Genomic DNA, 24,491 nt, shown 5'->3' on the forward strand with positions numbered 1-24,491 from the left:
GCCGTAAAAACGTTAGCGTAATGGAATGATATCACCTTGCCAACCCTGCTTACCCCATGTTCCGGTTAATAACAGCTCGCCCCGATCCGCGCGAACAATGAGCTGGCCGCTCGAATCCCACAGCGCGCTGTGCCCGTCTGAATTCGCCATCAGTACCGTGATCGCATATTTATGGGCAAAGCGTTGCAGGCGGTTGATAGCGTCTCGCCAGCGCGTTTCGCCTACCGCCTGGCTGCAGGTATACAGCGCAGCCAGCGGATCAATATTCAGCAGTTCCGTTTTCCCCTCAACAATCGTCAGCTGCGGATCGCCGGGGATAAGACACGCGCCGCTGCCCTGCGGGTAACGCATGGGCTGGCGCTGATTAGGACAAAATAGCGCCAGACCTTTCTTACGTGCGCCGTCAGTCTCAAGAGTAATACCTGCAATCACCGTGATGGCCAGCGCGTGCGCTGCGTCAACTATCGGCAGCAGGGCCTGCTCGCTGGGCGGTTCGGGTAAGGTAGTGTTATCTGTGGCAGGGCCGGTCAGTGAAAGCTCAGGGAAAACCAGGAGATTGCACTGCTGGCGGGCAGCAGCGTCGATAAAGCGAAGATGATGCTGCACGTGGGCATCGATGCAGTTATGCCGGGAGGCATACTGCGCGGCGGCAATATTCCATTGGGACATCGTGACTTCCTTATACACTAGTCGCAGGGTTATTGATAATACACCTGAATACTTCAGGGTTTTCTTATCCTGCCACAATCCATGTAAGGAAATGTAACGACGCGCCGGGTTTACTTAACTTTAGGTTCGTACGGCAAACGCGAAAGGGTCACGGATTTCAGGCGATGGGCGATCAAGCGCTCGCGAAACCAGTCGCGCAGATGAGGGGGCTGTTCGCGCTCAACCACTTCGGCGATCACCGGCATGTTATAGCGCTCTTTAAATGCCACGCCCGCAGCGGCGAGATCGACATTCACTTTGTCCATCTCATCCTGGGGGAGGGTAGCCAGATTAATGTTCATTGCCTTCTCCTGTTTATGCGGCGCCAACGTTACCGCGGTTACCCTGCGTTGACAAGCCTGCGCAGGATCATCCTCGACTCCGATATTATACAGCGTTATCCTCTGTCATATAGACATAACCAAAAGGAATGATTGATATGGTATTCACCGCATCCCGCGCGGCTTGCGCTCTGGCATTTCTGCTTTCCGTCGCAACGGCTCCTGCTGCACTGGCTCATGCCCACCTGAAACATCAGTACCCGGCCGCCGATGCGGCGGTGACGGCTGCGCCGCAGGCGTTGACGCTCAATTTCTCGGAAGGCATCGAACCGAAATTTAGCGGCGTGTCGATCACCGGCGATAAACAGCAGATCGTTAAAACCGGTGTCGTGAAGCGCGCAGAGAATGACAATAACCAGCTGATTGTTCCCCTTGAACAGGCATTAACGCCGGGGACCTATTCCGTGGACTGGCATGTCGTTTCGGTCGACGGCCACAAAACCAAAGGCAGCTATCACTTTAGCGTGAAGTAACATGCTGGCGTTCAGTTACGTCGCCCTGCGCTTTATCCATTTTGCGGCGCTGATGCTGATTTTTGGCAATGCGTTTTACAGCGCGTGGCTGGCTCCCTTTTCCCTGCAACGGCTGATGACGCGCCGCTTCCAGTGGCAGCAAAAGATCGCGGCGCTGGCGAGTTTGTCGGCGGTGCTGCTGATGCTGGCTGTGCAGGGCGGGCTGATGGGCGACGGCTGGGGTGATGTTATCCAGCCGCAGATCTGGCACGCAGTGGCCAGCACCCGCTTTGGCGGCGTCTGGCTGTGGCAAATCGTCTTTGCGGTCCTGACCGCTTGTGCGGCGTGGATCGCACCTGCGAAAAGCGCGCGTCTACTGCTGTTGCTTGCTATCGGCCAGTTTATTTTGCTGGCGGGAGTCGGCCATGCGGCGATGCGTGACGGAGTTGCGGGGATCGTGCAACGCCTGAACCACGCAGTCCATCTGCTCAGCGCAGCCACCTGGGTGGGCGCGTTGCTGCCACTCGTCTTTTGCATGCGGTTGGCGAAAGGGCGCTGGCGCGTTCCGGCTATCTATACCATGATGCGTTTTTCCCGCGTGGGACATTATGCCGTGGCGGGCGTGATCCTGACCGGGGTCATCAATATGCTGCTGATCCTCGGGCTGAACTGGCCGTGGCGCACGGAATACGGGCAACTGCTGTTGTTGAAATGTGCGCTGGTGGCGATGATGGTGGTAATTGCGCTGCTGAATCGGTATTTTCTGGTGCCACGATTTCGTCCTGAATCGGGGCGCGAACAACAATTCTTTATCTGGATGACACAGGCTGAGGTGGTTCTGGGCGCGCTGGTGCTGGCAATCGTCAGTCTTTTCGCGACCTGGGAGCCTTTCTGACAAGGTTTAAAACGTATGAAAAAAACAGTCCTTTCTCTCGTATTGCTGGCGTGCGCCGGTTCCGCGTTTGCCGCCCCACAGGTGATTACCGTGAGTCGCTTCGAGGTGGGTAAAGACAAATGGGCCTTTAACCGTGAAGAGGTGATGCTGACCTGCCGTCCGGGCCATGCGCTGTACGCCATCAACCCGAGCACGCTGGTGCAGTATCCGCTGAATGACGTCGCCGAGAAGCAGGTCGCCAGCGGCAAAAGCAACGGTCAGCCTATCAGTATCATCCAGATTGACGACCCGCAAAACCCGAGTCAGAAGATGAGTCTTGCACCCTTTATCGAGCGAGCTGAGACGCTCTGCTAGTCTCTGCTTTCCAATAAAAAAACCGCAGTCTTCTTACAGGAAGTACTGCGGTTTTTTCGTTTCAGGATGCTCGAACGTGAAATTTTCCGGCCACTTTTGCTGCGGACTGGAAAACCTGGCGTCGTCATCTATTCTTAAAGTGTCAGGCGACTTGAGCCTGCATTAATGCCAACTTTTAGCGCACGGCTCTCTCCCAAGAGCCATTTCCCTGGACCGAATACAGGAATCGTATTCGGTCTCTTTTTATCTGCATGAAAGTAAAAGTCTTTTCCTGCTCTCACTCATGACAGATGAGGAACGTCCTGCGCCTCTGATTTAACCATACCACAATCAGACGGGCGAAAGTCCAGCGCTTTTTGGCGGTTTTGTTAAATTTTTGTGCGAAGGCGAACGCCACCACACAGATTAAAAGCGAGCGTTAATCGCATCGGCAATTTCATCCAAAAGGCCAAAGCGGCGGCGATATTCTGCACGTTTTTTGCTGGCAATCTCTTCCAGAGATTTACGCTCCATCTGCAGCGGCAACTGCCAGCGGAAGCTGGAGACTTTCTGCCCGTCGATGGAGGCCCAGAATTCGTCGTAGCTGGCGTGGAAATGGCGGCCTTTGCTCAGGCGATAGCGCAGGGCGCGGAAGACGTGCCCTTCGTCGCTGACGCCGTAAATGGATTTTATATCGCTATGAGCGGCGAGGTTAAAAATGACCTCCATCAGCACCCGTTTCGGGAACAGGCCGTGGCAGGCGCGGGTCGCTTTCTTGATCGTTTCACGCGTCACTCCGCGACGCGGGCCTTGCAATCCGCCAATGACCAGCGCCGAATGCTCGCCCTCAGGAACAACGCTGAAGGTCAGGCTTGCCAGCAGGGTGTCCTCTTCATCACGCAGCCACAGGGTGCTCTCACCTTCGCGCTCCGCTTTGCTGGCGGACGAGGCATAAACGCTGTAGCGCGCGTCATCCTTGGCCTGGAAGTGAACCACCGGCTGAGCCACCGGATGAGTGAACGCATTGGCAAGACGGGTATCCGGCAGGGCATCGATCCACTCATAGTGGCGAACGATCGCCTCGGCACGCTGATTCGCATTTATCCCGCGCGTCAGGTACTGACGATGGGTTTTGCTCGGCAGGGTGACCTGCGCTGCCAGCAAACGGTCAAAATCGGCGCGATGAGCCAGCGCACTTAGCATGCGGTTTGTCGAAGACCAGAATAACAGTGAGCGCAGAAAGAACTTAATCCGATAATCGCGCTTTCTCCAGATTGGGCCTGGGATAAGCTGACCCGTTGTCAGAGAGGAAATAATATTGGCAGGCTGTGCCTCTGGCACATCATTTTGCAGGCTGGTGTTCGACACGATGGTGACCTCTTTAGAATTCTGGCTCTATTCTAAGGGTCAGGATGTAACGATTTAAGAGCTGCTAAACCTTTATTTCGGTTTCGTTTAATTTCGATTGAAGTTAGCTGTGTCATGACGCCAGATCCTGAAAATCGGGTATTCGCTATACTTCTTTATGGAGGGGCTATGTACCAAATACTTGATGGTCAACAGTGGCGTCATATCTGGGTCGTGAGCGACATTCATGGTTGCTACCACCCGCTTATGGATGAATTAAAACAGCGCCATTTTAATCCCTATGAGGATTTACTTATTTCGGTGGGTGACCTGATCGATCGCGGGCCGGAGAGCGTTAAATCTCTGCAACTTATACGCGAAAAATGGTTTCGCGCGGTGCGCGGGAATCATGAGCAAATGGCGATTGACGCGCTCAGTAATAACGATTTTGCTCTCTGGACCCTCAATGGGGGTATATGGTTTTCCCGTCTGACAAACCCGCAAAAATTAGACGCTATTGCATTGCTCGACGCGTGCCGACAATTACCGCTAATTATTGAAATAATCTGCACCCGCGGGATAAATGTGGTGGCTCATGCCGATTACCCAGCGGACACTTATCTGCGCGGTAAGCCCGTCAGTCAGCACCGTGTGCTGTGGGATCGCTCGCGGTTAACGGGCATGATGGCGGGCAAAGGTGAAGGGATTAGCGGCGCGGATCATTTCTGGTTTGGTCACACGCCGCTTGCGAAGCGCTGTGATTTCGGCAATCTGCACTATATCGACACCGGCGCCGTGTTTGGCGGCACGCTGACGCTCGCCCAGCTCCAGTAGCTAAAAGTCACTGTACTCCTGGGCCGGTGTCCAGAAGCTATCGATAAACTCCTCGACAGGGTAACAACCGCCGTGACGAATTCGCTGCTCTTTTTTCGAGGCAACGCACTGCATCTCGGTGTTGTAGACATCAATCACGATGTCGTCGCAGCCGCCGTCCAGGTAACAAACAAACAGTACCAGTGCGAACATCTCATCCTCTGAATCTGGCTTCCGAATGGTTAGTGTAGGGGAGGATTTGTCGCAGGGGAAATCGAGGGGCATAAATAACCCGCCTTCGGGCGGGTTCTATTGGAATCAGGCAAGGCGCATGACCCAGGCATCGGACTGCTGATCGTAATGTTCACGGTATAGCACGGAATGTTCGCCATCCAGGATAGCCGGAATGCTGGTGTCAGCGTCCCAGGCATCAAGCTGCATACATAAATCGGGATCGGATTTACAGGGAATGGTTAACGTTCGATCGCCCTGATTATCGCCGCGCAATTCTGCATCGTCGATCTCAAAAGCGCCAATACGCACGCTGGTTTTCGTCATAATGCTCTCCGCAGGTTTGCTGAAAATCTGGTACGACCAGTGTTGTCGCCCATTTTTCAGCGTAGTGCAGGAGAGCAAAAGTGCCAGTGAAAATGTGCTGTTTTTTATTCGCTGAGATCGTTACCGGTAAACAGGCGACCATCGCGAACCAGTTCACGCGGGTAGCTGTTCTTGAGGCGTGAGCCGACTTTTTTCGCCAGACCCAGCGGGAAGCCCTGATAAGTGACGATCATTTCGTCAGCCGGTGGCGTCTGTTCCGGGTAGACGTCGCGACCGCGATACCACTCTTCTGCCTCTTTGTGGGTCAGTGCAAATGTATTGTCGCTACCGGCAAGGGCGATGACGGCCTCATGCTGCCAGCGATAGCCTTTGTTATGCACTTCGGCCAGGCGCATGCCGATACGGGAGAAGCGCACTTTGCCAATCAGCGGTTCGATCTCGACCGGGAAGAGCCAGATCTCTTTATCACGCTGCCACAGGCGAAGGTTTTCATCCCAGTGAAGGCCAACTTTTTGTGCCGCTTCGGTGATCTGCGCGGTTTCACGGCCCTTTAACGGGGCGAATGGGAAATTGCCAACTTTAAATTTAGGTGCCGGTAAGGCGTCGATCGCCGCTGTTTTACGCAGTCGCGCGACGAAAAACCCTTCGCAGTCGAAAATCTGCGGGAACACGTGCAGGAAACCTTCGGGAGTCAGCGCCGCTTTGGCCCCCTCGAAAAGCGCATTCAGCGGCAGGAATTCGACGGCCTGCGGATACTGCTCTTTTAGCCACAGGCACACGGATTCGTTTTCATCGCGGTTCAGGGTGCAGGTGGAGTAAATCAGCGTTCCACCCGGGCGCAGAGCGTGAAAGGCGCTGTCAATCAGCTCGCGCTGGGTGGCGGCGATCTCAAGATTGCTGGCGACAGACCAGTTTTTAAGCGCATCGGGATCTTTACGCACCACGCCTTCGCCCGAGCACGGCGCATCCAGCAGGATGGCATCGAAAGATTCTGGCACGGCGGCACCAAAGACGCGGCCATCGAAGTGGGTCAGGGCGACGTTGCTGATCCCACAGCGGCTGATATTCGCATGCAGAACTTTAACCCTGCTCGCCGAAAACTCATTGGCGAGAATTGCGCCCTGATTGCCCATGCGGGCGGCGATCTGTGTGGTTTTAGACCCTGGTGCGGCGGCCACGTCCATCACGCGCAGCGGCTGATTTTCGTCGGCAAACAGCGCGGCAACGGGCAGCATGGAGCTGGCTTCCTGAATATAAAACAACCCGCTTAAATGTTCGGCGGTGCTTCCCAGCGGCAGGGCATCTTCGTCATCACGCTCAATCCAGAATCCTTCCGCACACCAGGGCACCGGCGTCAGTTGCCAGCGGTAGGGCGAAACCAGTGCCAGGAAATCGGCCACGCTGATTTTAAGCGTATTGACGCGGATGCTGCGACGCAGCGGACGCTGGCAAGCGGCGATAAAATCATCCATTGAGAGATGAGCGGGAAGTGCCTCGCGCATGTGCGCCAGGAATTCGTCAGGAAGAAAAGCAGAATGTTGAGCCACGGGCGTACCACAGGGAGTAGATAAGGCGCGCAGTGTATCATAAAGGCTCCGGTGCGTTGACACCGGAGCTGATGATTAACGTGGCAGCGCGGTGCCCCATTCACGCCACTCTTTCGGTTCGCTTTCGAGCAACAGGAAGTGTTTGCCCGGCTGCGCTTTCGGTGCGAGCGGTGTGCCTGGTGGAGTCGCAAAGGCGATCCCGCCGCGAATGAACTGATTAAAGGTCCCGGTTTTCACCACGCCGCCGGTCAGACCGAAATCGAGGGAGTATCCCGATGCCAGCCAGAAGACGGAGTTGTTGCGCACCAGATGCTGGTAGCGCTCGCTGATGCGCAGACCCACCATCACACGATCTGACAGGGTTCCCAGCGTCAGGCCGGTGACGGTTCCTACTTCAATTCCACGGAACAGCACCGGCGTGCCGATACTCATTGAACCGGCTTCCGGGACTTCGACCACAATGCTCAGCCCGTCCAGATAACGGGAGTCAGTGATGGTCGCTTCCTGCAGCTCAAAGTCTCGGCGCACGTTACCGTTACCCGGCTCGACGTTAATGTACGGCTGGAGAATGGTATCGAGATGCTCAACGCCGGCGGCAGAGATCTGCGGTGTCACCACCGAGAAACGCGTGCCGTTGCGGGCAAAGTTTTGCATGTACTCCGGATACAGCACCGCAGTGGCCTGCACTTCGTTACGCGCGGTAATCAGGGTCAGCTTCTGGAGCTGCCCGATATCAATGCCCAGATAGCGAATCGGCATCCCTTCAGAGAGCTTGCCCGCATCAAAGGCGTGGAGCGTAATCTGGCCGCCCACTGCGCGCGCCGCCGTTTCTGATGGATAGAGAATGCGTTTATCGCCTTTACGCTGATTGGCCCCTGCGCCGCTTAAATTATCGAAGCTGATGGCACCGCGCAGCGCGCGGGAGAGGGGAGAGGCCTGCACGGTCAGGCCGCTGCCGTTAAGCTGCACTTTCGCGCCGCCTTCGGCCCAGAAGACGCTGTTGGCGGTCAGCAGATTGCGGTACTCCGGCTTGATATGCAGTTCGATATCAAACGCGTCGGCGCGTGGGCGCACGGTGATTACTTCGCCCACCTCAAACTTGCGGTACAGCACCACAGATCCGGCCTGCACGTCCGGCAGCGTGTCGGCTCGCAGGGTGAGGGTGGTGGTCGGCATATCGCTCAGGCTGTTTTCAATCGCTTTGTCCAGATTGGCGTACAGTGGATAGCTGTCACGCATCTCACCTTTTTGGCCAGGCAGAATACGAACGCCGCCGTTGATCCATTCGCTGGCGCTGGCTCCAAGGAACTCTACGCCGTCAAGTCCGACCTTAACGTCTACCCGGCTGTTAACCACAAATTTGCTGTCGCCGTGTACCAGATCCCGGTATTGCGGATCGATGGCGACGGAGAAGGTGACGCCTTTTTCCGTCAGCTTGCGTTCCAGAACCTGGCCGACCTGCACGCCGTGCAGAATCAGCGGCTGACCGGCTTCGATACCGTAGCTTTCAGGTGCCGTCAGGGTCAGTGTCATGACACCAGGTTTTTGCAGTAAGGCTTTATCGGCAGGGGCGATAACGAAATTGTTGTTAGGCTGGCCTTCCCCTGGGATCAACTCGAAGGTGCTGCCCGTCAGCAGGCTGCTGATGCTGGCGTCACTCAACGAGATTTTCGGGTTCCGCAGCTCGATGCGCGTTTTTTCACGCAGAAGGTCGACCACGCTCGGGTCCACCGTCATTTCGCCGGTCACGGAGCCGCCAGGGTTCAGCGTCAGTTTGGTGAGCTGGCCCACCTGCAATCCCTGATACATTAACGGCGTTGAACCGGCGTTCAGCCCTTTGGCGTCTGAGAGGGCCAGTTTGACAATGACGCCGCGCTGGCTGTGGGCCAGATCGGCGTACAGCCCGAAGTTATCATCGGCAGTGGCTGCATCAGAGTTCTCCGGTGAGTCGAAGGCGATAGCCCCATTAACCAGTGCCGCCAGGCTTTCAAGCTTCACTTTCGCGCCGCTGAAACTGACGTCGGCATCCACGCCTGACACATTCCAGAAGCGGCTGCCTTTTTTCACCAGGCCGGTGAAGCGCCGCTCGATCAGGACGTCGATAGTCACGCCCTGTTTGTTGGGGTTAATGGCGTAGTCATACACGCGCCCAACCGGAATTTTACGGAAGTAGACGATCGATCCGCTGTTGAGCGAGCCTAAATCCGGCGAATGCAGGTGGATCATTAGATCGCCATTGTTCAGCCGGTATTTTGGCTGGGTGTCCAGCGCGGTGAAATGGTCTTGCGGCTCACCTTTACCGGGCATCATGCCGATATAGTTCCCGCCGACCAGCGCGTCCAGCCCGGAAACGCCCGCCAGAGAGGCTTTAGGTGTCACCAGCCAGAACTGCGTATCACTGCGCAGGGAGTCTTGCATATCGGCTTTAATACTGGCGCGAACCTGAATTTTGTTCAGATCTTTGCCGAGCCGGATATCCTCGACGGTTCCCACTTCGACGCCCTGGAAGCGCACAGGGGTACGCCCTGCGACGATGCCGTCCGCCGTCTGGAAGTCAATGGTGATGGTATTGCCGCGATCCTGATAACTCGTCCAGATCAGCCAACCCGCAATCATCAATGCGATGACGGGCAGCAACCAGAATGGCGAAATGCGGCGTTTTGTTTTAATTCTCGCTTCAGTCGTCGAAGCGGGCGTTTCCTGACTCATGTGCATCCCAAAGTAAGCGGCTATCCAGCCATTCCACTGCAAGAATAGTCAATATCACCGCAGAGCCGAAATAAAAAGCCGCGGGTCCCATGGTAAAAGCGAGTAACTGATCGCGATTGATCAGCGACATCATCAACGAAATAACAAACAGATCGAGCATCGACCAGCGGCCAATCCAGGTCACAAACCGCAGTAACAGGATCCGCGTGCGTAATCCTTGCTCACACTTAAACTGAATGCTGATGAGCAAGGTGAACATAACCAGAACTTTGGTAAAGGGCACAAGGATACTGGCAATAAAAACCACTCCCGCCACGGCAAAGTTACTGCTCGCCAGTGACACAATCCCCGACATGATAGTGTCTTCCTGCCGCGCACCGTTAACGTAAATGATCGAAATCGGTAACAGGTTAGCGGGAAGCAGCAGCACGATGGAGGCAATCAGTGCGGCCCAGCATTTTTGCAGGCTTTGCTTACGGCGCAGACGTAACGGAATGTGACAGCGCGGGCAGCGACCCCGTGCGTCGGGCAGGCCGGTAAAATGACAGCCGAGGCAGACGCGCAGACTGGGATCAGGCCGCGTCGCAGGGCGCTGAGGATAAAAGCGCTCCCAGAGTTGTTCCACATTCAGATGGATCAGCGTCATGATGCTCAGTAATACCAGCGCGACAAAGGCAAACAGGCCGATGCCGGGCTGTAAAAAAGCGTAGTCCTGTACCTTGATCGACGCCACGCCGATGCCGACCAGATAGATATCCAGCATCACCCACTCTTTGAGCTTCTCGAGCATCAGCAGGACCGGGCGGAGATTCATGCCCAGAATATTGCCAAACCAGAGATAGGCAATGGCAGCCACCAGCACTAACGGCGCGCCGACGGTGCAAAACAGCACCATTGCGCCGGTCAGAGGATCGCCCTGCTGGGTCATTTGCCAGATCCCCATCAGCAGGTTGGCGTCGATACGCACGCCGAGCAGGTACAATTTGAGCAGCGGTTCGCCCCATGCGAAGGGCATCAGCAGGAGCATGGTGACGGCCATCGCCGCCAGACGGGTGAGAGACCAGTCGCGTCCATCGCGAATTTTAGCGTCGCAGCGCGGGCAATACGCGCTCTGATGCGATTTCATCTTCGGCAACATAAAAAGCGTATCGCACTGCGGACAACGCTGATAATGTTCACGAGGCAGCGCATCGCTGACCGAGTGGACAGTGATCTTTTTTGCCGGCGTAATTCTTGGAGTATTGAGTGCCATCAGTCGCGCATTAAAGGATTAATTAACGTTATATTAACTCATCTTGGGATTCATCTTGAGAATGAGCGCATTTAATGTTTATTTTATTAGGCTATGCTCTCTTTTTTGTACGACAACCAAGTGATTGATTAATGAACAAAACAGAATTCTACGCGGATTTGAACCGCGATTTCCAGGCATTGATGACAGGTGAGACCAGTTTTTTAGCGACACTGGCCAACACCAGTGCGCTGCTGTTTGAGCGTCTGTCGGATGTGAACTGGGCTGGTTTCTACCTTCTGGAAGGGGAAACGCTGGTGCTCGGACCCTTCCAGGGCAAGCTTGCCTGTGTGCGGATCCCTGTGGGACGTGGTGTTTGTGGAACTGCGGTGGCGCAAAATCAGGTTCAGCGCGTTGAAGATGTGCATGCCTTCGACGGACACATTGCGTGCGATTCGGCGAGTAACTCCGAAATCGTTCTGCCGCTGACAGTGAAAAATCAGATTATTGGCGTACTGGATATCGACAGCACGGTCTTTGGACGCTTTAGCGCCGAGGACGAACAAGGGCTGCGTGAACTGGTCGCTAATCTCGAAAACGTATTAAACGCGACCGATTATCAAAAATTCTTTGCGAGCGTCGCAGGATAATCAACGGATAACGTAGCATTTACTGATGGCGTCATTATAATGTCGCCTGTTCATGCCTGCGGCTAGTTGGCAACGTCCGTTGTAATCAGGAAATTTCATGGAAAATCAACCTAAGTTGAACAGTAGTAAAGAAGTCATTGCCTTTCTGGCTGAGCGTTTCCCACAGTGTTTCACTGCTGAAGGCGAAGCTCGTCCCCTGAAAATTGGTATTTTTCAGGATCTGGTAGCGCGCGTTGAGGGTGAGATGAATCTCAGCAAAACTCAACTGCGCTCTGCCTTACGTCTTTATACTTCAAGCTGGCGTTACCTTTACGGTATCAAGCTGGGCGCGACCCGTGTCGATCTCGACGGCAACCCTTGCGGTGAGCTGGACGAACAGCACGTTGAGCACGCACGTAAGCAGCTTGAAGAGGCCAAAGCGCGTGTTCAGGCACAGCGTGCTGAGCAGCAGGCGAAAAAACGCGAAGCTGCTGCGGCAAATGGCCAAGAAGAAGCGCCTCGCCGTGAGCGTAAACCGCGTCCTGCTCCACGTCGTAGTGAGAACAGCGATCGCAAACCGCGTGCTGATAAACCAGCCGCTAAAGCACAGCGTGCGCCTCGCGAAGAACAACGCCACACTCCAGTTTCTGACATTAACGCCCTGAGCGTCGGTCAGGCTCTGAAGGTGAAAGCGGGTAACAATGCGATGGACGCCACCGTACTCGAAATCACCAAAGATGGCGTTCGTGTACAGCTGACTTCTGGTATGTCAATGATTGTACGCGCAGAACACCTGGTGTTCTGAAACGGAGGCCAAGCCTGGCATGAACACTCTTTTTAAGATCACCGCGCTGGCTGGCCTGTTTGCGATAACAGGCCACGCCTTCGCAGTGGACGATATCACGCGTGCGGATCAAATCCCGGTTTTAAAGGAAGAGACCCAGCACGCAACGGTCAGTGAGCGCGTCACTTCGCGCTTCACCCGTTCACATTATCGTCAGTTCGATCTCGATCAGGCCTTTTCGGCTAAGATTTTCGATCGGTATCTGAACCTGCTGGATTACAGCCACAACGTGCTGCTGGCCAGTGATATTGAACAGTTCGCAAAACGTAAAACCGACGTGGGCGATGAGCTGCGCAGCGGTAAACTCGACCTGTTCTACGATCTCTACAACCTATCCCAGAAGCGTCGTTTTGAACGTTATCAATACGCGCTGAAAGTGCTGGAACGTCCAATGGACTTTACCGGCAACGACAACTTTAATCTTGACCGCAGCAAAGCGCCCTGGCCAAAAGAAGAAGCCGAGCTGAATGCGCTGTGGGACGGCAAAGTGAAATTCGATGAGCTGAGCCTCAAACTCACCGGTAAAGATGAGAAAGAGATCCGCGAAACGCTGACCCGTCGTTACAAATCAGCCATTCGTCGTCTCGCACAGACCAACAGTGAAGACGTGTTCTCCCTGGCGATGACCGCCTTTGCTCACGAAATCGACCCGCACACGAACTACCTCTCCCCACGCAACACTGAACAATTCAATACCGAGATGAGCCTGTCTCTGGAAGGGATTGGTGCGGTGCTGCAAATGGATGAAGACTATACGGTCATCAACTCCATGGTGGCAGGCGGCCCGGCGTCGAAAAGCAAAGCGATTAGCGTAGGCGATCGTATCGTCGGCGTCGGTCAAACGGGCCAGAACATGGTCGATGTGATCGGCTGGCGTCTGGATGACGTGGTCGCGCAGATCAAAGGCCCGAAAGGCAGCAAGGTTCGCCTTGAGATCCTGCCTGCGGGTAAAGGCACCAAAACCCGTATCGTGACCCTGACGCGTGAGCGCATTCGTCTTGAAGATCGCGCTGTGAAAATGTCCGTGAAAACCGTCGGCAAAGAAAAAGTCGGCGTGCTTGATATTCCGGGCTTCTACGTTGGCCTGACAGACGATGTCAAAGTCCAGTTGCAGAAGCTTGAAAAGCAGAATGTCAGCAGCGTGATTATCGACCTGCGTACCAACGGCGGTGGGGCACTGACCGAAGCGGTTTCGCTTTCTGGCCTGTTTATCCCATCGGGTCCGGTTGTTCAGGTTCGCGATAACAACGGTAAAGTGCGTGAAGACGCTGATACCGATGGTGTCGTGTACTACAAAGGTCCGCTGGTGGTGCTGGTCGATCGCTTTAGCGCCTCAGCATCAGAAATCTTTGCCGCGGCGATGCAGGACTATGGTCGTGCGCTGATTGTGGGTGAACCAACCTTCGGTAAAGGCACGGTGCAGCAGTACCGTTCCCTTAACCGTATTTACGATCAGATGCTGCGTCCTGAGTGGCCTGCGCTGGGTTCCGTACAGTACACCATTCAGAAGTTCTATCGCGTGAATGGCGGCAGTACGCAACGTAAAGGCGTGACCCCAGATATCATGATGCCGACCGGTACCGAAGAGACGGAAACAGGCGAGAAGTTTGAAGACAATGCGTTGCCGTGGGACAGCATTAATGCTGCCACCTTCGTGAAAGCGGGCGACATGACCCAGTTCGGTCCTGAGCTGCTGAAAGCGCATAACGATCGCATCGCGAAAGATCCGGAATTCCAGTACATCATGAAGGACATTGCTCGCTTTAATGCACTGAAAGAAAAACGGAATATCGTCTCGCTTAACTTCGCTCAGCGTGAAAAAGAGAACAACGAAGATGATGCCACGCGTCTGGCACGCATCAACGATCGCTTTAAACGTGAAGGCAAGCCGTTACTGAAAAACCTGGATGACCTGCCGAAGGATTACCAGGAGCCCGATCCGTATCTGGATGAGACGGTGCATATCGCTCTCGACCTGGCAAACCAGGAAAAGAGCAAGCCCGCCGTTCAGCCCGCTCCGGCAAAATAACACCTCAACAGGCACAAGAAATTGTGCCTGTTTTTTTTAGTTCTGCATCCTCCCGTCAGCAAGCCCATAAACAATGTAAAGTTGTGTCTTTCTGGTGACTTACGCCCCCTGAATCCTTGAAAATGGCCACAATACCCATACGATGTGGGTAATCGCATAGTGCGTTTTGTTAAACAGAGGTTAAAAGAAAATTATGATGCGAATCGCGCTCTTCCTGGTCACCAACCTTGCGGTTATGGTGGTTTTCGGGCTTGTGCTAAGCCTGACAGGGATCCAATCGAGCAGCGTTCAAGGTCTGCTGATTATGGCGCTGCTGTTCGGTTTTGGTGGATCGTTTATTTCGCTGCTGATGTCCAAGTGGATGGCACTAAAATCGGTCGGTGGGGAAGTGATCGAGCAGCCACGGAACGATATGGAACAGTGGCTGATGAACACGGTGGCACAACAGTCTCGCCAGGCGGGTATCGCTATGCCGCAGGTGGCGATTTACCACGCGCCGGACATTAACGCCTTTGCTACCGGTGCGCGCCGCGATGCCTCGCTGGTGGCCGTGAGCACCGGTCTGTTGCAGAACATGAGCCGTGACGAAGCGGAAGCGGTTATTGCTCATGAAATCAGCCACATCGCCAACGGTGACATGGTCACCATGACCTTGATTCAGGGCGTGGTAAACACCTTCGTTATCTTCATCTCTCGTATTCTGGCGCAGATTGCTGCCGGATTTATGGGCGGAAATCGTGATGAAGGTGAAGAGAGCAACGGCAACCCGCTGATTTACTTCGCTGTAGCGACAGTGCTGGAACTGGTGTTCGGTATTCTGGCGAGCATTATTACCATGTGGTTCTCCCGTCATCGTGAGTTCCATGCGGATGCGGGCTCGGCAAAACTGGTGGGCCGCGAGAAGATGATTGCTGCGCTGCAGCGTCTGAAAACCAGCTACGAACCGCAGGAAGCGACCAGCATGATGGCATTCTGCATCAATGGTAAATCGAAATCGCTGAGCGAACTGTTCATGACTCACCCGCCGCTGGATAAACGTATCGAAGCGCTGCGCAGTGGGGAATACATCAAGTAAGCGAGCAGTATGAGAAAGAAGCCGGGTTGAGCAGACATTGCCGCCCGGCTTTTTTTATGCCTGTGATCGGGGTTGCGTCACGCGCAGGCCGCTGATAATGGCGGCGATAGTCGCCAGCGTTCCGGCGGTAAACAGGGCCAGATGTGTGCCATTCTGCCCGGCAAGGTTAAACATTAGCGCCACCAGTGCGGCACCAGAACTTTGACCTAACAGGCGCGCGGTGCCGAGCATTCCACTGGCGCCGCCGCTGCGATGGCGCGGTGCGGCAGTAATGATGGTGTGGTTGTTCGGTGACTGGAACAGACCAAAACCGGCTCCGCAAAGCACCATTCGCCAGATAATATCCAGATCCGTTGGCGCAGAAGGCAACATCGCCAGCGCGAATAGCCCGGTTGCCATCACCACCAGTCCTAGCGCACCCAGTAAACCCGCATGAACGCGTTCAATGAGATAGCCCGCAAGCGGGGCCATCACCATGGTTGCCAGCGGCCAGGGGGTCAGCAGCAGCCCGGTCTCCACTTCCGTTCGTCCAATCACGCCTTGCAAGAAAAAGGGCAGCGAAACCAGCGCCAGCATCTGGGCGCAGAACGAGCAGATGGACGTCCCGATGGAAAGAGAAAAGAGAGGAATACGCAGCAGATCAACAGGCAAAAGAGGGACGGGCAACGCCAGCTGACGGCGCACGAAAAAGTAGCCGATGATCAGCATCGCAACGATTTCAGCGGCAATGAGCGTGAGGGATTGTCCCTGAGCAAATCCGCTAAGCGCCGTGATCAGCAGACCAAAGGTCAGGGCATTCATCACTGCGCTGGGAAGATCGAAACGTGGCATAGCACTCTTAGCACTGTTTTCAGGCAAATAGCGCAGGGCAAAGAGCAGGGCGATAATCCCCAGCGGAACGTTAATCAGGAACAGCCACTGCCACGACGCCACCGAGAGAATCGCTGCCGCGATAGTCGGCCCGGCGGCAGAAGAGACTGCGACAATGAAAGAGTTGATCCCCATCCCGCGCCCAAGCTGGCGCTGAGGGTATATCAGGCGGATCAGTGCGGTATTGACGCTCATCAGCGCAGCCCCGCCGAACCCCTGCGCAATACGCGCAAATGTCAGGGTGTGCAGCGAGTCAGACAGGGCGCAAAAAAGAGAGGTCAGGGTAAAGACGACCAACCCGCACTGGTAGACGCGGCGATAGCCGAACATGTCGCCGAGAAACGAGAACGAAAGCAGCGAAACTACGATGGCGATCTGGTAAGCATTGACCACCCAAATGGAGCTGGCGGGAGACGCGTGCAGGTCGCTGGCGATGGTCGGGAGCGCCACGTTGGCTATGGCACCATCAAGCACCGCCATTGAAATACCAATGATAATGGTCGCGATCGCGCCGTACCGTTGCGGTAAGGGCAAGCCATCAGAGGACAGTTTTTCCATGGGAAATGAAACGCTCAGAGTGATATTATTATCAGAATCACTATTTTAGCACTGTTATTTCGGTTTTATGTCGCAGATTTGTAACGAAGTAAACGCAGATTGATTGCAGCATCTCGGTCACGAATTTATAATAAAAACCGGTTCTGATTTTTATAAAACACTCTCAATGAGGTGATAAATGGCAATCGCAGATTTGGATAAGCAGCCAGATTCTGTTTCTTCCGTGCTGAAGGTGTTTGGCATCTTACAGGCGCTGGGTGAAGAGCGCGAAATTGGTATTACAGAGTTATCGCAGCGTGTGATGATGTCAAAAAGCACCGTTTATCGCTTTCTGCAAACCATGAAATCCCTGGGTTATGTCGCACAGGAAGGTGAATCAGAGAAATATTCTCTGACCCTGAAACTGTTCGAACTTGGTGCCCGCGCGCTGCAAAACGTCGATCTGATCCGCAGCGCGGATATTCAGATGCGCGAGCTTTCACGCTTAACAAAAGAGACCGTCCACCTGGGCGCGCTGGATGAAGACAGCATTGTCTATATCCATAAAATCGACTCTATGTACAACCTGCGCATGTATTCGCGCATTGGTCGTCGTAACCCGCTCTATAGTACCGCCATCGGTAAAGTGCTGTTGGCGTGGCGCGATCGCGAGGAAGTCAAAGAGATCCTTGAAGGTGTGGAATACAAACGCAGCACCGAGCGCACAATTACCAGCACTGAAGAGTTGCTGGCCGTGCTGGATCACGTGCGTGAGCAGGGTTACGGCGAAGACAATCAGGAGCAGGAAGAGGGGCTGCGTTGTATCGGCGTTCCAGTGTTTGACCGCTTCGGTGTCGTCATTGCAGGCCTGAGTATTTCGTTCCCGACGCTGCGCTTCTCTGAAGAGCGTCTGCACGAGTATGTTGCCATGCTGCACACCGCAGCACGCAAGATATCAGAACAAATGGGTTACAACGACTATCCGTTCTGAATCCGACAATAAAAAACGCCGCTGAAAATGCGGCGTTTCTGTATCTGTGAGTCAATCGACTTATCCGTTGTCGACTACTGTCTGGCTTTTGCGCAGAACCGGGCAGTTTGATAAACCAATAATTCCGCTGTCACTGTGGAGATATTGCGCGGTGCTGGTGCCTCTGGCAGTCAGATATTTACACTGAATCCCCAGTCCTGCTGCGTTTTCTGTGCTCCCCACCAGCACGCCGTATCCCGTCAGTAACAAACCAATCCATAAAATGGCCAGGACAATAATTGTCCGAATAATGATGCGCATGAATGCCTCATTTTTTTGCTAATAATGCTGTTAAGCGTAATAGTTTTACTCTATGAAACAAGTGCATGATTCCGAAAATTTTCTGATGCAGGTACAGTTAGCCCTTGTTTAAGATAACCGTGATAACCTGGTCATATCAGGTCAAAAGACGGAGTGTGGAGTGAAAAAGTTTCGCTGGGTAATTCTGGTTGTTGTACTGATTGCCTGTGTCATTTTGTGGACACAGACGATCAATGTCATGTGCGATCAGGATGTACAGTTTTTTAGCGGCATTTGCGCAATAAATCAATTCATCCCCTGGTAGCATTCATTTTTCTAACAGATGGTACCCTTCCTCTGCGTCAGTGCTAAAATGGCGTTTTTATTGAGGTGGTAAAATGGGTGAGTTACTGAATTCGGGGCTACTGAACGTAGCCTCACTGGCGATCTCTCTGATCGTGATGATTATCGGCCTGGCGCTGTGGTTCTTTGTGAATCGCGCCAGTTCTCGCACGGATGAGCAGATTGAACTGCTGGAAGCCTTGCTTGATCAGCAGAAACGCCAGAATGCGTTGCTGCGTCGTCTGTGCGAAGCTAACGAGCCGGAAGAGAAAGAAGTCCCTAAAGCCGCTGAAGCAGTGGTAAACGAAGACGAAGATGATTTCATTCGTCTGGTGGCTGAACGCTAACGAATGAGCGGGGGAGGTGGCTGTGGTCTGGAAAAATCCCTGGTATAACCCCTCCCTGAAACATCATGCTCCCGATGGGTTTCGCAACCTCGACTTTACTGGCCATCAGCCCGGTGACGTCGAGCGGTGGCGCAAGGAGCGCAAAGCGGCGGGATTACCCAAACCGCCCACGCCGGGTTATGACGAATTTATCCGCCAGTGGTGGCAGCCTGCCGAACTGAACGACCGGCCAGAAGATGGCGTCTGGTGGCTGGGACATGCCAGTGTGCTGCTGCGTTTAAGCGGGCAATATTTGCTGACCGATCCTGTTTTTTCCCGACGCGCCTCGCCGCTCCCTTTTCTTGGACCGCAACGCAAGACATCCCCGGTTTTAACCGTCGACACGCTTCCACACATTGATGCGTTGGTGATTTCCCACAACCATTACGATCATCTCGATTCCGCTACTGTCCGCCACCTGTTGCGGCGTTTCCCTGAACTCACTGTGTTTGTGCCGCTGGGCCTCGGCGACTGGTTTCGTCGTCGCGGTGCTAAAAATATTCTTGAGCTGGACTGGTGGCAGAGCGCTGTGTTTCAGGGGATTACGCTGACCGCCGTTCCGGCCCAGCACTGGAGTATGCGCACTTTCTGGGACAGAAATCGCTCATTGTGGTGCGGCTGGGTATTTGAAGGGGCAGATCAGCGTTTTTGGTTTAGCGGTGATACGGGTTATACGCCAGATTTGCTCACCATCCCGCAGCGCTTAGGGCAGATTACCGCCGCTGCACTGCCCGCCGGGGCGTATGCACCACGCTGGTTCATGTCGGCCCATCATATGGATCCGCAATCTGCCATCAAGCTCTGGCAGCAAATGGGAATGCCGCTCGCATTTCCGATCCACTGGGGGGTGTTCGAGCTGGCCGATGAGTCCCTCGACGAGCCGGTGCAGGAGCTTACTCAGGCGCTGGAAAATGAAGCGGGGATTAACGACAAGTTTAGAATATTGAAAATTGGTCAATATTTATCCCTGTGATCTAATACCGCCTCGCTGAATATATTCTCTATTCCAACCCTGTCCCTCAGATGTATTTCCATCGAAACGTTTTTCTTGCTTTCTTTTGCACCAGGATGAAAGACGTTTCATTATTTTGGTGCAATACACCAAACTGTCATCTCCGACATATATGATGAAGCCGCACAATTTATAGCCGGTTTATTTCAGTGTAAAACTCAAACCCTTACGTTGATTTCAGCATAACTTTTCGCAAATTGTTCTAACTCAATCATTGCATTCATTAAACTTTCGGCGCTGGCTGGATCTATATCAAAGATTGAGCTAAGGTAAAATTGCTTTAGATTACAGGCGCTACGCTGGCGCCTGTCTTGCGGTTCGCTTTGGTCTGGCGGCGGTAGCGTGCGCATGCAGTTGTGCATAATGTCGCAGGCTGAGATCGGAGTTTGTGCGGCGGATCTAGACACGTTTAAAAATGGCTTGCCATAATTATCGTTGTATGTAATAACACGTTTTGGGTCAAACGAGGTACAGTTCTGTTTATGTGTGGCATTTTCAGTAAAGAAGTCCTGAGTAAACACGTTGTCGTTGAATACCGCTTCTCTGCCGAACCTTATATTAGTGCCTCAAGCAGTAATGTCTCAGTTTTATCTATGTCAATGCCTGCGGGCTAAGAAAACAATCTAAGGAATTTTGCAAATGGCAAAGATTAAAGGTCAAGTTAAGTGGTTCAACGAGTCTAAAGGTTTTGGTTTCATTACTCCTGCTGACGGCAGCAAAGATGTGTTCGTACACTTCTCTGCAATCCAGGGTAACGGCTTCAAAACTCTGGCTGAAGGCCAGAACGTTGAGTTCGAAATTCAGGACGGCCAGAAAGGTCCGGCTGCTGTTAACGTAACCGCTATCTGATCGAATCCCTGCTGACTTAGAAGCGCTACGGCGCCTCACACTCAGACATCAAGCCTCGCGTATGCGGGGCTTTTTTAATCCTCTTTTTTCAAAATGTTACCCCGTTCGCTTCTGTTCGTAGTTTGTTGCAAAGCTGCGAGATTAGAAGCATTGTTTTCGCACCTAATGTCACGTTTTTCCAGTTAAATCAGGGCGTTGTTAATCTAACCTGGAGTCCGGGTGAAAAAGAAAACCTCTGATCCTGCCGGAAACTTCACCCCGGCGCGTTTTGTCCTGCTGTGTATCGCCATTCTAGGTAGTCTTGCCTTTCTGCTGGGCCGCGTCGCATGGCTACAAATCATCAAGCCTGACAACCTGGTAAAACAGGAAGATATGCGATCTCTGCGCGAAGTGGCGATAAACGCCCCGCGTGGGATGATCACCGATCGCGAAGGCCGTCCGCTGGCGGTGAGTGTGCCGGTACAGGCAGTGTGGGCCGATCCGAAAACGGTGCTGGCGAAAGGCGGTGTCGGTTTTGATGACCGCTGGCAGGCGCTTGCCAGTGCGCTGCATATTTCGCTGAGCAGCCTGGCTGCGCGGATCAACAGCACCCCTCAGGGGCGCTTTATTTACCTTGCCCGTCAGGTTGACCCCTCTCAGGCGCAGTGGATCGATAAGCTCAATCTGCCGGGGATCAATCTGCGCGACGAATCGCGCCGTTTTTATCCCGCCGGGCATGTGGCGGCCAATTTGCTCGGATTCACTAACATCGACGGGCAGGGGATTGAAGGCGTAGAAAAGAGTTTCAACGCGCAGCTGTCCGGTAAACCTGGCGTGCGGCGGGTGAGGGAAGATCGCTACGGTCACGTGATCGAGAATTTGACGGAGGTCTCGCCGGTTCCTGCGCACAATATCCAGCTGAGCATCGACGAGCGACTCCAGACCATCACCGAAGACGCGCTGGACAACGCCGTCGCGTGGAACAAAGCCGAGTCGGGTGCGGCGGTGCTGATCAATGTACAAACCGGGGAAATTCTCTCAATGGCGAGTTTCCCGGATTTCAACCCGAATAACAGGGAAGGGGCCACGCTGAATGATTTCCGTAATCGGGCGATCAGCGATACCTTCGAACCGGGATCAACCGTCAAACCGCTGGTTTTAATGACCGCGCTCCAGCAGGGCCTCGTCCAGCCCGACAGCGTGATTGATACCCATCCCTATACGCTCGACGGACACCGCATTCGCGATGTCGGCTACTATCCGGAGCTGTCCCTTACCGGCATCCTGCAAAAATCGAGCGATACGGGCGTCTCCCGCCTGTCACTGGCGATGCCGATTCAGTATCTGCTGGATACCTATCAGGGCTTCGGTTTTGGGACGTCCACCGGGCTGGGGCTGACCGGGGAGAGCAGCGGCCTGCTACCGCAGCGTAAATTCTGGAGTCAGCTCGATCGCGCCACCTTTGCGTTTGGCTATGGCCTGATGGTCACGCCGCTGCAGCTGGCGCATGTGTATGCCACGATCGGCAGCTATGGCCTGGAGCGGCCGCTGTCGATCACGCGTATCGATCCACCGGTTATGGGGCACCAGGTGATGCCGGAAGAGATAGTGCATCAGGTGGAACATATGATGGAGAGCGTCGCGCTGCCGGGCGGTGGCGGGATTAAAGCGGCGGTACGCGATTATCGGGTGGCCATAAAAACAGGTACCGCGAAAAAGATTGGCGATGACGGGAAGTATGTCGACAAATATGTCGCTTACACGGCAGGCGTGGCGCCAGCCAGTCATCCGATGTTTGCCCTGGCTGTGGTGATCAACGATCCGCAAAACGGCAGCTATTACGGCGGGGCGGTCTCTGCACCGGTCTTCAGCCAGATTATGGGAGATGTTTTGCGCATTGAGAACGTTGAGCCGGACGGTTTACCGCCTGATTCGAACCATCTTATCGTGATGCGTTAAGCCAGGCGTTTTATACCAGGGCGAATAGCGGTACACTTTCGCCCTTTGATATTGTCTGGAGTTACCATGTCATTCAGTTGTCCCTTATGCCACGCGCTGCTGACGCACGACGAAAATAGCTATACCTGTCCGCAGGGGCACCGGTTTGACAAGGCGAAAGAAGGGTATGTGAATTTGCTGCCCGTTCAGCACAAACGCTCCCGCGATCCGGGTGATTCCGCTGAGATGATGCAGGCGCGCCGCACGTTTCTCGACGCCGGGCATTATCAGCCGTTGCGCAACGCTGTCGCGGAGTGGCTCGCCACAATGCTTGAGCAGAACGCCACTTCTGTACTCGATATTGGCTGCGGAGAAGGCTACTACACGGCGGCATTTGCCCAGGTAGCCAGCGAAAAAGGCGCGCAAACAGTCGGCCTGGATGTGTCGAAATCAGCGATCCGTGCGGCGGCGAAGCGCTATCCGCAGGTCACTTTCTGCGTCGCCTCCAGCCATCGTCTGCCGTTTGACGATGCCAGCCAGGACGCCATTATCCGTATTTACGCCCCGTGCAAGGCAGAAGAGCTGGCGCGAGTGGTTAAACCGGGCGGATGGGTCATCACGGTAACGCCAGGGCCAAAACACCTGATGGAAATGAAAGGGCTGATTTACGATGAGGTTCGCCTGCATGCGCCGCATTCTGAACAGCTTAGCGGTTTTACGCTGCGCCACGCGCAGTCATTGGGCTATGAAATGAGCCTGACGGGTGAAGAGGCGGTGGCGCTGTTACAGATGACGCCATTTGCGTGGCGGGCCAAACCGGAAGTGTGGGAAATCTTAGGAAAGCAAGACGTGTTCCGCTGCCAGACAGATTTTAGTCTTCACTGCTGGCAGCGCGAGAGTTAACCGTAGAAGTGCGACCAGAGAATCTGTCCGCCAATCCCGATTAAAACAATACCGCCCAGAATTTCGGCTCGCTTACCTAACAGCGGGCCGATAAATCGTCCGACCATCATTCCCAGCGTCGACATAATCAACGTCGCGCAGCCGATAGCCAGCGCTGTGGCGATAATATTGACCTGCAAGAATGCCAGACCGACGCCGACCGCCATCGCATCCAGACTGGTGGCGATCGCGGTGGTGACCAGCAGCCAGAAGCCGTGGCGATGGATCGGCGCGTCATCTTCATCGGAATTACCGCGGCAGCCTTCGATAACCATTCGCCCGCCGAGGAACGCCAGCAGAATAAAGGCAATCCAGTGGTTCCATTCCAGCACAAACTGACTGGCGAGCATGCCAAGCGCCCAGCCGATCAGCGGAGTGAGGGTTTCGATAGCGCCAAAGATAAGACCTGTACGAAGGGCTTCTGAGAATTTAGGTTTGTGGAGTGTGGCACCTTTACCGATGGAAGCAGCGAAAGCGTCCATGGACATGCCGAAAGCGAGAAGGATCGTTGCAGAGATATTCATTTAAAGCGTCCAGACCGGGGATATCCATATGACACATCACTGCCCCCAGTAAACAGCAGTTGATGTCTCAATGGTCTCGCCTGATCTCAGTGCACATGAACTGACTGTGCAGAAAGCGATCCGTACGCACCACGTTTTTCAACGAGTATGTTGACACGTACATTTCCCGGGGACGGGAAATCGGCTACTCCCCAACGACGGCGCAACCTTAACATATTTTGAGAATATAAAACAACAACAGGAAGGTATTATTCTATTAATCAATTGATAACGATTTTCATTTAGATTTATTGGTGAGAATAACGTTAAGGAATATAAGTTAATTCTGAAG

General features: G+C 54.1%; 26 protein-coding genes and 1 pseudogene. 16 read left to right on the top strand and 11 right to left on the bottom strand.

The genetic code is table 11. The annotated features are described in order from the left end of the window. Positions 1-12: 12 nt before the first annotated feature. Together F153LOC_RS16485 and F153LOC_RS16490 are read right to left on the bottom strand one after the other, a co-directional pair. On the bottom strand, positions 13-669 hold the full coding sequence (locus F153LOC_RS16485) for a carbon-nitrogen hydrolase family protein (RefSeq protein WP_102103976.1): 657 nt from the start codon (positions 667-669) through the stop codon (positions 13-15). 110 nt (positions 670-779) lie between these two features. Then, the gene (locus tag F153LOC_RS16490; protein WP_100779795.1) at positions 780-1,010 is read right to left on the bottom strand and encodes a DNA polymerase III subunit theta; all 231 of its coding nucleotides are present in this window, start codon (positions 1,008-1,010) and stop codon (positions 780-782) included. Positions 1,011-1,147: 137 nt separating this feature from the next. Here F153LOC_RS16490 and yobA point away from each other — a divergent pair, with 137 nt between their 5' ends. Genes yobA through F153LOC_RS16505 form a run of 3 tightly spaced genes read left to right on the top strand, consistent with a single transcriptional unit; the run spans position 1,148 to position 2,750 of the window. After that, on the top strand, positions 1,148-1,522 hold the full coding sequence (yobA, locus tag F153LOC_RS16495) for a CopC domain-containing protein YobA (RefSeq protein ID WP_102103975.1): 375 nt from the start codon (positions 1,148-1,150) through the stop codon (positions 1,520-1,522). A gap of 1 nt (position 1,523) precedes the next feature. Continuing rightward, positions 1,524-2,396, top strand: a complete 873-nt coding sequence (gene copD / locus F153LOC_RS16500; RefSeq protein ID WP_102103974.1) for a copper homeostasis membrane protein CopD — start codon at positions 1,524-1,526, stop codon at positions 2,394-2,396. A gap of 15 nt (positions 2,397-2,411) precedes the next feature. Continuing rightward, positions 2,412-2,750, top strand: coding sequence for a YebY family protein (locus tag F153LOC_RS16505; RefSeq protein WP_100779798.1), 339 nt, complete (start codon positions 2,412-2,414; stop codon positions 2,748-2,750). Between the two features lie 405 nt (positions 2,751-3,155). Here F153LOC_RS16505 and F153LOC_RS16515 read toward each other — a convergent pair whose 3' ends face one another. After that, positions 3,156-4,097: a VirK/YbjX family protein gene (locus F153LOC_RS16515; protein WP_102103973.1), complete on the bottom strand. Its 942-nt coding sequence runs from the start codon at positions 4,095-4,097 to the stop codon at positions 3,156-3,158. Between the two features lie 168 nt (positions 4,098-4,265). On the opposite strand from F153LOC_RS16515, the gene pphA reads away from it, so the two are divergent. After that, positions 4,266-4,910, top strand: a complete 645-nt coding sequence (gene pphA, locus F153LOC_RS16520) for a protein-serine/threonine phosphatase (RefSeq protein ID WP_102103972.1) — start codon at positions 4,266-4,268, stop codon at positions 4,908-4,910. Here pphA and F153LOC_RS16525 read toward each other — a convergent pair whose 3' ends face one another. The 5 genes from F153LOC_RS16525 to yebS all read right to left on the bottom strand — a co-directional run bounded on the left by F153LOC_RS16525 (position 4,911) and on the right by yebS (position 10,955). Continuing rightward, positions 4,911-5,102, bottom strand: a complete 192-nt coding sequence (locus F153LOC_RS16525; protein WP_100779801.1) for a YebW family protein — start codon at positions 5,100-5,102, stop codon at positions 4,911-4,913. 105 nt (positions 5,103-5,207) lie between these two features. Next, positions 5,208-5,447: a YebV family protein gene (locus tag F153LOC_RS16530; RefSeq protein ID WP_100779802.1), complete on the bottom strand. Its 240-nt coding sequence runs from the start codon at positions 5,445-5,447 to the stop codon at positions 5,208-5,210. Between the two features lie 104 nt (positions 5,448-5,551). Beyond that, positions 5,552-6,994 (bottom strand): 16S rRNA (cytosine(1407)-C(5))-methyltransferase RsmF, encoded by a 1,443-nt coding sequence (rsmF, locus tag F153LOC_RS16535; RefSeq protein ID WP_102103971.1) that lies wholly within the window; start codon positions 6,992-6,994, stop codon positions 5,552-5,554. A 75-nt stretch (positions 6,995-7,069) separates the two neighbouring features. After that, positions 7,070-9,703: a PqiB family protein gene (locus tag F153LOC_RS16540; RefSeq protein WP_100779804.1), complete on the bottom strand. Its 2,634-nt coding sequence runs from the start codon at positions 9,701-9,703 to the stop codon at positions 7,070-7,072. Further along, entirely contained in the window at positions 9,672-10,955 is a 1,284-nt protein-coding gene (yebS, locus tag F153LOC_RS16545) for a membrane integrity lipid transport subunit YebS (protein WP_100779805.1), read from the bottom strand. The genes F153LOC_RS16540 and yebS overlap by 32 nt, the downstream gene beginning before the upstream one ends. Before the next feature lie 131 nt (positions 10,956-11,086). Here yebS and F153LOC_RS16550 point away from each other — a divergent pair, with 131 nt between their 5' ends. The 4 genes from F153LOC_RS16550 to htpX all read left to right on the top strand — a co-directional run bounded on the left by F153LOC_RS16550 (position 11,087) and on the right by htpX (position 15,511). After that, positions 11,087-11,584, top strand: coding sequence for a GAF domain-containing protein (locus tag F153LOC_RS16550; RefSeq protein WP_100779806.1), 498 nt, complete (start codon positions 11,087-11,089; stop codon positions 11,582-11,584). Positions 11,585-11,681: 97 nt separating this feature from the next. Beyond that, complete coding sequence (gene proQ / locus F153LOC_RS16555) at positions 11,682-12,368, top strand: RNA chaperone ProQ (RefSeq protein WP_100779807.1); 687 nt, start codon at positions 11,682-11,684, stop codon at positions 12,366-12,368. A gap of 19 nt (positions 12,369-12,387) precedes the next feature. Then, positions 12,388-14,436, top strand: a complete 2,049-nt coding sequence (gene prc, locus F153LOC_RS16560) for a carboxy terminal-processing peptidase (RefSeq protein WP_102103970.1) — start codon at positions 12,388-12,390, stop codon at positions 14,434-14,436. 193 nt (positions 14,437-14,629) lie between these two features. Continuing rightward, complete coding sequence (gene htpX, locus F153LOC_RS16565) at positions 14,630-15,511, top strand: protease HtpX (protein WP_100779809.1); 882 nt, start codon at positions 14,630-14,632, stop codon at positions 15,509-15,511. A 54-nt stretch (positions 15,512-15,565) separates the two neighbouring features. On the opposite strand, the gene F153LOC_RS16570 is transcribed toward htpX, so the two are convergent. Further along, positions 15,566-16,939, bottom strand: a complete 1,374-nt coding sequence (locus F153LOC_RS16570) for an MFS transporter (protein ID WP_102103969.1) — start codon at positions 16,937-16,939, stop codon at positions 15,566-15,568. Between the two features lie 178 nt (positions 16,940-17,117). Between F153LOC_RS16570 and kdgR the strand changes: the two genes are divergently transcribed. Next, positions 17,118-17,909 carry a DNA-binding transcriptional regulator KdgR gene (kdgR, locus tag F153LOC_RS16575; protein WP_100779811.1) on the top strand — a complete coding sequence of 264 codons (792 nt, stop codon included), beginning with the start codon at positions 17,118-17,120 and terminating at the stop codon, positions 17,907-17,909. A gap of 60 nt (positions 17,910-17,969) precedes the next feature. On the opposite strand, the gene F153LOC_RS16580 is transcribed toward kdgR, so the two are convergent. Then, positions 17,970-18,209 carry a YobH family protein gene (locus F153LOC_RS16580; RefSeq protein ID WP_102103968.1) on the bottom strand — a complete coding sequence of 80 codons (240 nt, stop codon included), beginning with the start codon at positions 18,207-18,209 and terminating at the stop codon, positions 17,970-17,972. 160 nt (positions 18,210-18,369) lie between these two features. Here F153LOC_RS16580 and mgrB point away from each other — a divergent pair, with 160 nt between their 5' ends. From mgrB to rlmA, 7 genes and pseudogenes are all read left to right on the top strand, one after another. Beyond that, the gene (gene mgrB, locus F153LOC_RS16585) at positions 18,370-18,513 is read left to right on the top strand and encodes a PhoP/PhoQ regulator MgrB (protein WP_100779813.1); all 144 of its coding nucleotides are present in this window, start codon (positions 18,370-18,372) and stop codon (positions 18,511-18,513) included. Positions 18,514-18,586: 73 nt separating this feature from the next. Next, the gene (locus tag F153LOC_RS16590) at positions 18,587-18,877 is read left to right on the top strand and encodes a YebO family protein (RefSeq protein ID WP_102103967.1); all 291 of its coding nucleotides are present in this window, start codon (positions 18,587-18,589) and stop codon (positions 18,875-18,877) included. A 22-nt stretch (positions 18,878-18,899) separates the two neighbouring features. Continuing rightward, positions 18,900-19,889, top strand: coding sequence for an MBL fold metallo-hydrolase (locus tag F153LOC_RS16595; protein WP_102104140.1), 990 nt, complete (start codon positions 18,900-18,902; stop codon positions 19,887-19,889). 521 nt (positions 19,890-20,410) lie between these two features. Continuing rightward, positions 20,411-20,555: pseudogene (locus F153LOC_RS16605) on the top strand (DUF2627 domain-containing protein). Positions 20,556-20,567: 12 nt separating this feature from the next. Beyond that, positions 20,568-20,777 carry a transcription antiterminator/RNA stability regulator CspE gene (gene cspE, locus F153LOC_RS16610; RefSeq protein ID WP_001062678.1) on the top strand — a complete coding sequence of 70 codons (210 nt, stop codon included), beginning with the start codon at positions 20,568-20,570 and terminating at the stop codon, positions 20,775-20,777. Positions 20,778-20,996: 219 nt separating this feature from the next. Beyond that, complete coding sequence (gene ftsI / locus F153LOC_RS16615) at positions 20,997-22,715, top strand: peptidoglycan glycosyltransferase FtsI (RefSeq protein WP_102103965.1); 1,719 nt, start codon at positions 20,997-20,999, stop codon at positions 22,713-22,715. A 66-nt stretch (positions 22,716-22,781) separates the two neighbouring features. Then, positions 22,782-23,597: a 23S rRNA (guanine(745)-N(1))-methyltransferase gene (rlmA, locus tag F153LOC_RS16620; RefSeq protein WP_102103964.1), complete on the top strand. Its 816-nt coding sequence runs from the start codon at positions 22,782-22,784 to the stop codon at positions 23,595-23,597. On the opposite strand, the gene mntP is transcribed toward rlmA, so the two are convergent. Then, positions 23,594-24,160, bottom strand: coding sequence for a manganese efflux pump MntP (mntP, locus tag F153LOC_RS16625; protein ID WP_102103963.1), 567 nt, complete (start codon positions 24,158-24,160; stop codon positions 23,594-23,596). The two genes, rlmA and mntP, sit on opposite strands and share 4 nt — an antisense overlap. Positions 24,161-24,491: the final 331 nt, after the last annotated feature.

Origin of the sequence: Lelliottia sp. F153 (assembly GCF_002870005.1) — a bacterium.
Classification (GTDB): Bacteria; Pseudomonadota; Gammaproteobacteria; order Enterobacterales; family Enterobacteriaceae; genus Enterobacter; species Enterobacter nimipressuralis.